Genomic DNA, 12962 nt, shown 5'->3' with positions numbered 1-12962 from the left:
TTTGAACTTATGTTTACACATCCCTGGGCAATTTTTATTGGAATCTTTGCAGCTGGTTTGCCAGTGCTGATTCACTGGTTGACGCGCCCTCGACCTGTGCGTCTGCCGGTCTCGACATTAAGATTTATTCGCGGCGCAGTTCAACAGCGTCGAGCGAAATACCGGCTCCGTGACATTCTCGTTCTACTATTGAGAACAGCTGCAATTCTATTGCTGGCTTTTGCAATTGCCCGTCCATTGATGAATCAGAAGGTCGTCGCAGCCACCGACGAATCGCCTGCGAATATCGTTCGAGTTGTTCTTCTCGATTGCAGCCAAAGCATGGCAGCTCGCAGTGGAGGAATCGCCCACTTCGAACGGGCACGACCACTTGCGCTGGATTCGGTCAAGTTTCAGAACTCCATGAAGGCCAACCTGTTACTCGCAGCTGCCAGTCCTTCTCCAGTCTTTGCAGGCCCGACAACCAACCTACGTGCTCTCCGAGAGGCCTTACAAAAATCAACCGTCCGGCCAGAGCAACTTCGCGTCCAACCCGCACTCAATCTCGCCGGTGAAATGCTGTCTCAGTCAGGAGCAGGGGCCAAAATCGAGTTGATCATTTACTCTGATTTCCAGAGAGCCAACTGGACTTCCGCGGACTTCTCGGTTCTTCCTCAAGAGTGTGACATTCAACTCAATACCGTAACCAGTGATAAAGATGTCCCCAATCTTGCCATCTTGAACGTTTCTCCCGGTGGACGTGTTCAAACGGGTCAAGAAACACAATTCACCGTCGAGGTCGCAAACCATTCCAATACTCCGCGTCACACACGAGTTGAACTTTCTCTGGGGAGTGTTGTGATTCCGTTTGAAGGTCATGTCCCGGCCCGTGCGAAGTCGACTTTGGGCGGTCGGGTTCCAACTCCAGGAAGTGGCTGGCAAATTGGAGAAGCGAAAATTGTCGGTCAAAACGATGCCTTGCCGAACGACGACATCCGGGCCATTGCGACAGAGGTCCATCCTCAACCACGTGTTTCTTACCTGACACGGGAAGAACGAAACAAAGTTGCATCCTCCGCATATTTTCTGGAACGTTCCGTCGAAGCGACCGGAGTCGCATCGACGTTACAGAGTTCAAACTGGGTCGACGCCGCTGATCCTGACGTGGACCTCTTGCGCTCATCCGATGTCGTCCTGCTTGTCCGTCCCGGAAGATTATCACGGCAAACGATTGCCGTACTGGCAGCTATGGTTCAACGGGGCGTAAGTCTTCTCTATGTTGCTTCCGATCCACTTGACGCCTCTAACTTGAAGGATCTTGCAGATGCGTTGGGGTCGACAGCACGAATGCCTGTGGAGTTTGCTCCATTATCCAGCGATCGGAGTGGTAGTCGAAGGTTTCTCACCGATGTGGACCGACGACATTCCCCCTTCTCAGCCTTTGGTGACGAACTCGCAGCCGCCCTGAAGTCACTGCAGTTCGAAGGTGGATTAATTTCACGTCCACTTCCCGATGGTCTGAAGGAAGATATCCGAGGAACGTTGAGTGATCAGTCAGCGTTCTTGACGATCACATCGACAGGAAGAGGAAAGCTTGCAGTGCTCAATGTTGATCTGGAACGTTCCAATCTGGCCCGGACGCCAATTCTTGTACCGCTCATCGGCGAGTTAATTTCGGAAGAACTGGCAAGCGGTCAACAGATCAAACAGACATTTTCTTGCGGTGAGCCGTTCACACTCACACTCTCTGTCGGTGAGGAACGAATCGAAGACTTACAACTTATCGGCCCCGATGGGAGTGAAATTTCCGATCCAGAGATACGCGGAAAATTGAACGCTACACCAACTGGCATCGCCTGGGAAGTTCCTAAAGCGGGCCCCCCCGGTGTGTATCAGGTTCTCTTAGAAAAGAAAACTGTCGCTGCCATCGCCACATCGATTCCGGCGGTTGAATCAGACTTGCGAATGATTCCGGGAAACGTTTTCAAAGAGCGTCTCTCCGGCGGACGGCAATTGACATATCAAGCAGGCTCATCATTAACAAACGAGGAACAAGACACCTTCTGGGTCTGGCTCGCTGCTGGTTCACTATTTTGCATGATGGGAGAACTTTTCACACTAAAAATTTTCCGGACATAGCATCGAAGCGATTTTCTATTCAACTATAAACCTTTCGTATTCTTATTTTTAATCCTGAACTCCTATTCCAAATGTCTCTTTCCTTTGAACCGCTGCTCGCACCTGTTGCCTGGGTCACTCTGGCAATTATGTCGATCGGGTTATGGAGCTGGTACGTCTGGAAAAGACCAAGCACTTGTCCGCTTCCAATCTGGAGCATTATCTCTTTTCTGGGCGCACTCGGGATCATTTTAGTCCTCACAGTTTTGCTCAATCCAATCTGGCTGGAAGCGCTCCCGCCTCCTGCAGGGAAACCACTGCTCACAATACTGGTTGATCAATCGGAGAGTATGTTGACTGTCGATGGCGATGGGAATTCCACTCGTTTCAGCGACGCAAATCGGCTGGTGGAAACTGTCGCGGGAAAACTGAAATCGACATTTGACATCCGTATTCAGCGATTCGCCGATGAGGTTCGCCCAACGACAGTCGAAGAACTCGAAGGTTTCACTCCTTCCGGTTCACGGACGAATCTATCCGCGCCAATCCTCGATTCTTTGGTGAGTGACCGACCGCAAGGGCAAGCGATCCTACTTATTAGCGATGGAGTTCACAACGCATCGGGCGATTCCAATCAGGTGTTGGAAGCGGCCAGTCTGTCACGATCATGGGATGCGCCGATTTACGCAACAACAATCGGAGGACAAACAACAGTCCGAGACATCGAAGTTCATGTTCCACGATCACAAGAGTTGGTGTTCGTCGGGCAATCAGTTCCGATTACTGTAGAGATCGACCAGCATGGACTCATCGGTGATCGTGTCACGGTCGTTCTCGAATCGGATGGTGAAGTCATCTCGAACCGAGAAGTGAGGATTGAACCACGAACGACGACTCCGGTTTCATTCCTGATCACTCCTGAAGAGGTCGGGTTATTTCAGTATCAAGTTAAAGTCAAATCTCTACCGGGTGAAGCAACCACTGCGAACAACTCGACGACATTTCAGGTTCGGGTTGTTGATGAACCGGTAAAAGCTCTCGTGCTGGAAGGGAAACCGTATTGGGATGCGAAGTTCCTGTTGCGCATGTTGACTGATGATCCATCGCTGGAACTCGATTGCTTAGTCAGGATTACATCAGACCGGTCATTGTGGCGTCGACTTGAACTCAAAGAAGATGAAGATTCCCCCCCACCCAACGAGAAAACCGCAACAACTGAACAGGCCGGGCAAGCTGAGCAAAAAAACTCTCCGACGAATAGAGTCTTCGAAAGAACCGAGACGACTGAACTCGTCACTGATGAAAAATCGATTCTATTGAATTTAGAGAAGCTGCGAGATTATCAGATACTGTTCTTGGGACGCGAAGCGGAAACTTACCTTTCGGACGAAGCGATCGAAAATATTCGCACCTGGCTTTCTGAAGATGGCGGGTCACTGGTCTGCTACCGTGGTTCCCCCGTCGCAGAACCAAATCGACAGCTTTCGCGGCTTCTCCCGTTGCGGTGGGGGCGTCGTGCTGGTCAGGATGAGTCTCGATTTCGTGTGCAAGTGACCGAGCGAGGGGACGATTTGAGTTGGCTGCGACTAGGCGGCGGAGACACCCTTTCGAAACTCCCCTCTCTTTCGACCACCAGTACTACAGAATCGATCAAACCGTTGGCTGTCGTTCTCGGTCGCGGAGACCAGTCGACAACGACACCAGTCCTCACTTACCAACCGTACGGAACTGGAAAAGTCGTCGTCATCGAAGGTGCAGGTATGTGGCGATGGGCCTTCTTATCCCCGGAGTACCAGGAGCACGACCCTGTGTACGGGACTCTTTGGCAAAGTCTGATTCGCTGGGTTCTGTCCAGTGGCGGCCTTCTCCCCGGCGAGAAGGTCTCCTTACAAATGGATCGTGTCACCTACACCGAAGGAGAAGCGGTCTCAGCTGTTGTTCTGAAACGAGAGGATGGCGACTCCACTCCCTTACCGAATGTGGAACTAAGAAACGAAAACGGAGAGCTCTTACAATCTGCGTTGCCAATTCCAGTTGGAAGTGAACCGGGCGTGTACCAGGTCTTTTTGGGGAAGCCTGAATCCGGGCATTATGAGCTGACACTGACAGGTGATTCCGAGAGCCTTCCCGGAACAAGAAAGGTCTCATTCGATGTCCGCCCCGATATGCGAGAAAAACTTGAAACAGCTGCCAGACCTGACTTAATGAGTCGCATTGCAGAGTTGAGTGACGGAATGGTTGTTAAAGCAGACGACCTCGGCGATCTCGGAGAGAAATTCAAACAGCATTTACAGGAAAGTCGTCCTGTTCAGTATCGACGGGTCAGTGCCTGGGATCGGTGGTGGGTTCTGTGTGGAATTTTGGTAATATGGAGTTGCAGTTGGGCACTCAGAAGGTCGAGCGGACTCGTTTAAAATAGATTCAATTCTCGTCATCGCCCGCTTTTTTGAGAGGGGGGAGACCGACGAGAGCCTAGGTAGAGATGTAGTTTGGGCAACAATTTGATCCACAAAAAGATGAGTGGACGATGAACAACGATACGCCGAAAGAAGAAACGGCAAAACCGAAGCCTGCTCGCAAACCGCAACGACGGCCCGGACCGAGCGTGCGTGTTTCGACTCCATCGCTGCGACGAACACTCGATCGCGTCCAGCAGCGAATGAAACTCATCGGGAATTCCTCCGGCTTGATTTGGGGAATCTTTGGATTTTTCGTCGTCTTGCTATCGTGGATGTGGATCGATGTCATCTTGGACTTGCCACCATTTCTTCGCATTCTGGCTTGGATCACATCTTTCTGTGTGATGTTCACTTTAATAGTGAAAACGTTCCTGCAAACGCGGCGTCGTTCGAGTCATGCTTTCGTTGCAACACGATTGGATCAGGTTGCAAATACGGGGGGAGAAATTCTGACGGGGCTCGATCTGTGGGTGTCTGGTCGCCAGAAAAAAGTTGTTGACACCGTCAGCGCCGGTCTCGCGGAGTTAGCTGTCCAACAAGCGAGTCGAAAAGCGCTTCGGGTCTCGGAAGAAGAAGCCGTCCCTGCAAAACCGCTGTTGCAATCAGCATTGAGCATGTTGGGGCTGTTTCTTTTCGTCCTCATTCTGGTCGTTCTTCTGCCACGAATGGCAAAAACAGAACTGGTCCGTTTTGTGCTGCCTTATGGAGATCAACCAGCTTGGTCGCAGTATCAGTTTATTGTCACTCCAGAAGCGACCGAAGTCATCTACAGCGAAACCCTGGACCTCACTGCTGAAGTTTACGGACCAGGTGTCGACTCGGTCGAACTGGTCCTGATTCCTCCCTTGAAAGAGCGATCGAGATCAGTAGAAGAAGCGCAGCCGATTGATGTCCTCCCAATGTTTCCTGATCACGAAGGGATTTGGCATGCATCGATCGCGAACGTCACTGACCCGTTTGACTATTTCTTGCGAGTACGCCGTGCGCGTAGCCGTTCATATCAGGTGGAAGTCAAAACGGTTCCGCAAATTCGCAACATCGAAGTCGAGATCACCCCACCGATTTACACAGGGTTAGGCCCATCGCGTGGAAAGATGCCGCCCGATGGGATTTTAGGTCTTCCAAAGACGCAAGTCCAAGTGACGGTCACCAGCAATCGACCGCTCTCTGGTGGTGCATTGAATCTGATTTACGATCAAGAAGAAACGGTTGCCATGACGGCGCTGGAAGACCCCAGACAAGTCACCGGGACATTTCGACTTGCACGGGCGGGTGCTCTAAAAATTAAGGTGACAGACGAGGAAGGACAGGACTCTCTGGAAAACGATCACTATCTAATTCAGATTCTCGAAGATCAACATCCGCTCGTTCGACTCATTCAGCCGCAAGCTGTTTCATTTGCATCACCCACCGTCATGCTCCCAGTAATTATTTCAGCCGAAGATGATTACGGGCTTCAAAAATGTGAACTCTTTCGGAGCCTCAACGATTCACGGTTCCTCCCAACCTCAATTCCGCTCCCTGAAGGAGTCCCGCGTCGAGCTCAGGTCCAAAACATGTTGCCGTTCGCATCTTATGGATTGCAACCGGGAGATGTTGTCAAACTCTTTGCCAGAATCGAAGACAACGATCCCAATGGAATGGAACCGGGAGTTGGAAAAGGGACCGAATCTTCAATCGTGACAATTCGCATCGTTGCAGAGCAGGACCTCAATCGCATGCAGCAGCAACGAGCAGGGATGCAAATGCTGATGAACAAATACCAGCAGGCGGGCCGACGGTTAGAGAATCTGTCTGAGCAAATTCGTGAACTGACTGAGAAACTCAACGATCTCCCAGAGGATTCGCCACTTGCGGACGAACTGAGAGACCAGCTCAAACAACTCGGCGAGGAGATGAAAAAAGAAGCGGAGATGATGGAGAAGCTCAGTGAACAAAACCTGCCGTTTGATGTCGACCAGAAGCTGTCTCCACAACTTCAAGAGATGGCAGAGATGCTACGGAAGCTGGGTGAAGAAGCCGAGAAAGCTGCGGAAAATGAGAATCTCACGAAAGAGGAGATGCAGGAACTTCTCAAGAAGCAGGGGGAAATTCTTCAAAACGAACAGCAAAAACACGACGAAGAACGTATGAAGCCTCTTGAAATGCTGAACCAGGTGCAGCCGCTGAAGCAAGACGAGAAAGCGTTTCAGCAAATTGTGCAGCGCCAGCGGCAACTCGCCGAACGACTCTCCGCGTTGAAAAATTACGAAGGCCATGATGACCCCGCCAAAAAGGCACGTTTACGGGAACTTGAAGAAGAGCAGCGAGGTTTACGGAACAAACTCTCCGACTTGCTGGATAAAATCGAAGAACACGCAGAGGCACTGGATGATGATGAGCGGTTGGATAACTTGAGAGAGACTGCGCGTGATTTTGTCCAACAAGTGCGAGACTCTGGAGCGACAGAATCCATGGTCGATGCGGAAGACGGGATGGGTCAGTTTTCAGGATCAAAGGGGCATGAAAAAGCAGAAGATGCGGCTGAGAAATTGGAGAAATTTCTTTCGAAGTCACAACAAATGGGAAACGAGGCGGGTGACGCTCTGCCTGGCTTCCATCCCGGTTTAGGAAAATCACTGCAAAATACGTTGGAGCAACTCACTCAAGGCATGGGGAAAAACCAAGGCCGCGAAGGTGGTCAAGGTGGATCAGGAGGAGAGAGTTCTGCGATGGATACGCTCGACAATGTCGGCATGTACGGCGGGAATCCGTTGATGGATCCGACTGAGTCCCGATCCGGAATGTCTGATTCCAACAACCCGACGGCCACAGTCCCGGGGATGATGTCCAAAGAAAATGGAGATGATGGTTCCGGATTTGAAACGTCTCAATCCAGTCCCGCTTATGGCGGAGCGGAATGGGGCGTACCGCTCAGGTATCAACGACAAGCGGGACGTTATTTACAAAAACTGGCAGAGGAACTCGAAGAGTGAGACAGGACTTCTCTCCCGCTCACTTCGTCGCGTTTCAATACTTTCCAAGGAGAAAGATAATGACAACTCGAGTACTCACACTCCTGCTCTTCTGCAATTTCATGTGCGTTCCTGCGTTCGCGGATGATTCTGAAACACCATCAAAAGAGAAAGCGATCGCTCTTCCAGGGAAAGACGCTCCAGTCGTTCCAGATCCACTTCAATCAGGGGGCGAGGCACAAAGTACGGTTCAAGTGGCGAATTTGATTTATGCCGGCGTGAAAAGCAGCCAATGTTTTTCAGACCACTTCCTCTCGTCAGCCGAGCGAGATTCCACAATCTCGACCAGTCGTCGATTTCACGCCGTGAAACTTGCTTCAGATGAAGTTTTCAATTTCCCACTTGTCATCATGACCGGAGAAGGCGCGTTCAATCTCACAGATGCCGAACGCGAAAATCTTCGCCAATATCTCTCTCGGGGAGGATTCCTTTTAGCCTCTGCTGGCTGCTCATCAAAAGAGTGGAACCGTTCCTTCCGACGGGAAATATCAAACCTGTTTGAGAAGAGCCCAATTCAAACCGTCGGCATGGATCACATGATCTTCAATACCGTTTACAAAATTGATCATCTTCAGGCCAAACATGGAACGCCAAAACCTCTCGAAGGCATTTCGCTCAACGGACGACTGGCTGTGATCTACTCTGAAGATGGACTCAACGATACTTCACACGCACAAGGCTGTTGCTGTTGTGGAGGAAACGAAATCACCAACGCGATCCAAGTGAACGTCAACATCCTTGCGTATGCCCTCCTTTTCTAAACGGTTTCTGTTCCTTTCAACGATGCTTCTGCTGTGTGGATGTCCACAAGCCGGGGACGACGATGAAGGTGTGCATACTGAACCTGCCGAAAAAAGATTCAAGCTGGTTGCGAGTGGAGACACACAAGGATGGATCATGCCGTGTGGGTGCACATCCAATCAATCCGGGGGACTGTTAAGACGAGGGAGCTACCTTGAAAATCTGCGGAAACAGAATGACGTGATCTTCGTCGATGTCGGAGGGGCAGCTGATGGAACCGCTCCGTACCAGCTAGAAAAATTCCGGTCGGTTTTGAAGGGCGAGCGACTGATGGGGATTCATGCACATAACCTGGGTGCTGCTGAAATCAACTTCGGAAAGGAGACCTTGGATTCACTTTCCGAGTCACTACAAGTCCCATTTGTGTCAGCCAATGTCCTTGATTTCCAAGGAGAATTAATTTTCCCGGCTTATCGCTTGTATCAAGGTAATGAAGGGACTGTCTTAGTCACAGGAGTCGTTTCGCCACGGTACTCAGGTCTAAAACTCATGGTCAGTGACCCCGCAGATGCGATCTTCAAGATGCTGGAAACGGTCAGCGAAAAGTATGACTGGCTCATCGTGTTGGCGTATCTCAACGAAGGAGAACTGCGCGGGTTAGCGACCACGCTGCCAGAAGCACACGCCATTATCGGCGGACCAACTCAGCAATCACTCTCTCCCCAAATGATTGGCCCCGTCTTAGTCACCTCAGCAACTAACAAAGGGAAATTCCTGGCGGAACTCGACTTCCAGTCAGGAGTGAAACGGTCCCTGACTGCAAAAGTTGTCGAGATGTCACCAGATTTCGCAGATGAATCCTTACAAGAAAAAAACCTGAAAGTCTTCAGGGAAATCCTTGCGCAAAAAGACTTCCATGCCAGCGAGAGTGGTCTGCTATCAAATGAACGCTGGCCAATCACTCACTCCGACCAGGTTGCTGGAACTCAAGCATGCCGGGAATGCCACACTGAAACCTGTGACCATTGGGATCAAACAGGACATGCACATGCATGGGAACGGCTTGTCGCAGAAGGGGCACACGTCGATTCATACTGCCAGCAATGTCACACAACGGGCTATGGTTGGGAGGGCGGTTTTGTTTCTGCAAAGCTTTCGGCAGAGCGAGTCAACGTTGGCTGCGAAAGTTGCCATGGCCCATCCAGAGAACATTCACAGAACTCCAGTCGACCTACGACCTTCGATGCACAGGCCCAATGTTTACGATGCCATGACCCTGAAAACAGTCCCAAGTTTCAGTACGAATCTTACTGGGAGAAAATTGCTCATGAGTAGTCAACGAATCCCAATATTGCTGGCTGTCACGATGGGTTTCCTACTGGTGTTCTCGACTGTGCATCAGGTACTCGGTCAGGATCTCAACGAGCGTCTGGAGAAAGATCTCGCAGGAAAAGTCGACGAAATCACAAGCGAAGAGCATCTCGTCACCTGGCTTCCAACAGTGACAGCTGCCAAGGAGAAGACCCGGATTCATCGAGCCCCAATTCTTGTCATTGGCGGAGCTGACTGGTGTGAGCCGTGTCATCTCTTGAAAAAGGAACTGGCAGCCCCCTCAGTTCAATCAGAGTTGGAGCGGTGGGTTCCCGTCTATCTGGACGTGGAACAAGAGGAGCAGGCTGCTCGTGAATTGAACATGAGTTCAATTCCAGCACTCAGATTGCTCACTCCCGATGGCCGAGTTGTGGCCTCTTTGCACGGTGTGATTCCTGCGGAGGAACTCGCCAGCTGGCTCTCAGATCATTACGACTCAGCTGCGCAAACCTATTTAGGAGACTTAACTCAGCGAGGAACACCAAGTGCAATTGCAGTTGTGCGTATCGTCCGTGAGTTCGGGAAACGGGATGCGGCTCTTCGAGAAGCTGCCATCACGAGACTTGTCCCATTTCCGGAGATTGCAGCGGCACATGTGGTCGCCAAGCTGAGAGATGGAACACTTTCGGAACGACTCTCTTCACTTGAGTTGCTCTCCGCCTGGAAGGCGCCTGTCGATCAAATCGATCCTTGGATCCCAGAGTCCGTGAATGAAAGTCGGTTGGCGAAACTCAACACCTGGTTGGAAGACCAAAGCAGCGGAGCGAATCAAGCAAACGATGGTCTGACACCTGTCGAAATTGTTGAAGCGGAGCGTCTGCTGCGACTGATGGTGACTGTTGATGCGGCAGCTGCAGCTTCGATGCGAGAGCAACTTTCCCGCATGGGGAATGGTGTGCTCCCGTTTCTGAAAGAAGCCCTTCTCTCAACAGATGATCCCGTCGACACAGAAAGACTCACAGCAGCACGTTATCGATTGGCAGCCACCGGAGAGCGGGTACTCACATGGCCGGGTGGTTTGGAGCGGATGGCTTCATCAGACTTTGATGAAAAGATTCAAGCTGTTGATGAGTTCGCCAAAATGGCAACACATGAAGACGAAGAGCTCTTGCTTGCGCTTTTTGCAGACTCGTCTCCGTTAGTTCGTGAAGTTGCAATTCGTACGCTTCAGCGTGTGAGCGGGAAAAGCGCGAACGGTGCGCTTGCGAAACTCCTGCAAGACCCCGATCCGAATGTCCGTGCTGCTGTGCTGAAACAGCTGGCTGAAGAGCCAAGCTCAGCACTGGTCACTAAAATCGCAGAATATGTCGCAGAAGAAACCGATCCAGATTTAATCGTGCATGCCATCCGGTTCCTGCGAGAGATCAACAATCGCTCCGCGGTCGAAGCTTTGACTCCATTGTTTCACCATGTCAGTTGGAGAGTCCGTGCGGATGCGGTCGATGCGGTGACACGGCTCGTTCAGAAAAGTGAAGTCAGGAAACAAGTCGATGTCTTAACGATTCAAGATGCGTTCCGTGAACGGCTTCGAGATGAGGATGGATTCGTCGTCAGCCGGGCTGTTGCCGGGCTTAACATACTAAGCACCAATGAGGCATTGGACGAATTAATCGAAACCGTTCATCGGCACCCGGACCTGGCAGCTGAAGTGATCAACATGCTTGTCCGGAATTCAGCTTATCGATATCGATTGCAAATGCACCTCAAAGATTTTTGCACTCACGAAGATCCGGTTGTGCGGTCCGCAGCCATCTCAGGACTAATTTTCCATCTTGAATCGGGAGCCGAAGGGGAAGCCTTTTCGGCTTTGGAAGACGAGGAGCAGGCAGTACGAATTTCGGCACTTGAAGCACTTTTTCGCTTCACACTGCAAGATATTCAATTGAAGTTGAACTCGACAACAAACCTTGAAAGTCACAATCTGGGGAGTCACAGTGAACCGCAAACGAGCGGATTCATTGCGAATGCCTTGAGATTGTTAAACGGCTCGAAGTCAAAAAAAGAAACTTCAGAGAAAGACTCTGTTGCTGCCGATCAAAGTGGTTCCGCTCAGGACGAAGAACTTCTGCGGATTCGAAACGACAAGGCATTAGAAGAATGGATCTACAATCTCTCAGTCCCTGTGCATGAGTTACTCAATTCTAACAGTCCACACGAGCGCTTGGCTGCCGCTCGATTTCTCGCTCTTCTTGGCGATGAAGATGCGATGAAAATTCTCCTGAAGTTTGCGGAACAAAGACATTATGCGGAGCAAATTTCAAATCTCTTCCCGGGGCTGTTGTGGGCAGAAAAAGAGTCCCTGACGAATGAACTTCTGAAAGTGGCAACATCTCAAGATGAAATTATCGTAATCGCCACACAATTAGCTCAAGGGGTCGATCTGCGAGCAACTCAATTGCTCTGGAACTTACTCGAAACTCCCACCGCCGACGGGCATTTGGTTAATTCAATGCACCTGATTTTTCTCAACGAATACTTTTCTGCGAGTAAGTACAATCTCAACGAAGCCTCAGCTTCAGAACTGAAAGTCTTTCACGATGCGATGAAGAAAATCGTATCTGAAGGCTCAAAGTGGCAACAACTTGCCGCTCTTCAACTCGAAGTCGCCGCCGATCCGAAAATGGCTGCGACCTTGGCTGAAACGATCTTTGATGATAATGAGCAGTCAACCGAATTGCGGCAGCAAGCACTGAAAGTGTTACTCTGGTCTGAAGGAAGGAACGCTGCCCGGAAGCGATCGTACAGTTTACTGGAATCCGAAGAGGAATTGTTTGCTGAGACGGCTCTCGCTTATCTGGCACTCGAAAAAGATGGAGTTGCCTCCCTGAGTGGTGGGGTTGTGATCTACTCCTACAATACCGATGACGATGACTATTCTTATGAGGAGCCAAAACCAATCGTCCCGGAAGCTCCTGAGGAACTTAGTCTCGAACAATTAGAAAAGTTCACAGAGAGTTCGAACCCGCAGGTCTTGGCACAAGTCGGATACTTCCAGACACTACTGGGTGAAACAGCTTATTTACCCGCGCTCATCGCCGTCTGGGAAGGGAACACACAAGATGAAAGATATCGCCGATTACTGTATCGCGCATTAGCTCGCGTGAACGATCCTCAATATTTCTCAATTCTCGAACAGATCTACACTCAGATTCAAAGTCAGGAATATTCCGAACCAAGCATTAAAGAGTTCTATTGGACAATCCGGATTATGACCGGTCCTGAAGTCTTGCAACTTAGAAAAGAGATTCGTGATACACACGGAGCTGAAACTCTGCAGTAA

At 50.5% G+C, this 12962-nt stretch carries 6 protein-coding genes; all 6 read left to right on the top strand.

Going from position 1 to position 12962, the window contains the following annotated elements; translation table 11 throughout:
* The first annotated feature begins 9 nt into the window (after positions 1 to 9).
* The 6 genes from ACN0YR_RS00205 to ACN0YR_RS00180 all read left to right on the top strand — a co-directional run bounded on the left by ACN0YR_RS00205 (position 10) and on the right by ACN0YR_RS00180 (position 12962).
* Positions 10 to 2118 (top strand): vWA domain-containing protein, encoded by a 2109-nt coding sequence (locus ACN0YR_RS00205; protein WP_417847182.1) that lies wholly within the window; start codon positions 10 to 12, stop codon positions 2116 to 2118.
* Positions 2119 to 2189: 71 nt separating this feature from the next.
* Complete coding sequence (locus tag ACN0YR_RS00200; protein WP_417847181.1) at positions 2190 to 4511, top strand: hypothetical protein; 2322 nt, start codon at positions 2190 to 2192, stop codon at positions 4509 to 4511.
* Positions 4512 to 4624: 113 nt separating this feature from the next.
* Entirely contained in the window at positions 4625 to 7531 is a 2907-nt protein-coding gene (locus ACN0YR_RS00195; protein WP_417847180.1) for a hypothetical protein, read from the top strand.
* 59 nt (positions 7532 to 7590) lie between these two features.
* Positions 7591 to 8331, top strand: coding sequence for a DUF4159 domain-containing protein (locus ACN0YR_RS00190; RefSeq protein WP_417847179.1), 741 nt, complete (start codon positions 7591 to 7593; stop codon positions 8329 to 8331).
* Positions 8315 to 9646 carry a multiheme c-type cytochrome gene (locus tag ACN0YR_RS00185; RefSeq protein ID WP_417847178.1) on the top strand — a complete coding sequence of 444 codons (1332 nt, stop codon included), beginning with the start codon at positions 8315 to 8317 and terminating at the stop codon, positions 9644 to 9646. The genes ACN0YR_RS00190 and ACN0YR_RS00185 overlap by 17 nt, the downstream gene beginning before the upstream one ends.
* The gene (locus tag ACN0YR_RS00180) at positions 9639 to 12962 is read left to right on the top strand and encodes a HEAT repeat domain-containing protein (protein ID WP_417847177.1); all 3324 of its coding nucleotides are present in this window, start codon (positions 9639 to 9641) and stop codon (positions 12960 to 12962) included. The genes ACN0YR_RS00185 and ACN0YR_RS00180 overlap by 8 nt, the downstream gene beginning before the upstream one ends.

The organism is Thalassoglobus sp. (assembly GCF_048270125.1).
GTDB lineage: Bacteria > Planctomycetota > Planctomycetia > Planctomycetales > Planctomycetaceae > Thalassoglobus.
Note: the sequence above shows the minus strand (reverse complement) of the source record. Positions and strands in the feature narration are given on the sequence as shown.

Excerpts from the sequence above, each read along its gene's own strand:
- ACN0YR_RS00185 (WP_417847178.1), top strand. The coding sequence starts at position 8,315 with ATGCCCTCCTTTTCTAAACGGTTTCTGTTCCTTTCAACGATGCTTCTG.
- ACN0YR_RS00205 (WP_417847182.1), top strand. The coding sequence starts at position 10 with ATGTTTACACATCCCTGGGCAATTTTTATTGGAATCTTTGCAGCTGGT.
- ACN0YR_RS00195 (WP_417847180.1), top strand. The coding sequence starts at position 4,625 with ATGAACAACGATACGCCGAAAGAAGAAACGGCAAAACCGAAGCCTGCT.
- ACN0YR_RS00190 (WP_417847179.1), top strand. The coding sequence starts at position 7,591 with ATGACAACTCGAGTACTCACACTCCTGCTCTTCTGCAATTTCATGTGC.
- ACN0YR_RS00200 (WP_417847181.1), top strand. The coding sequence starts at position 2,190 with ATGTCTCTTTCCTTTGAACCGCTGCTCGCACCTGTTGCCTGGGTCACT.
- ACN0YR_RS00180 (WP_417847177.1), top strand. The coding sequence starts at position 9,639 with ATGAGTAGTCAACGAATCCCAATATTGCTGGCTGTCACGATGGGTTTC.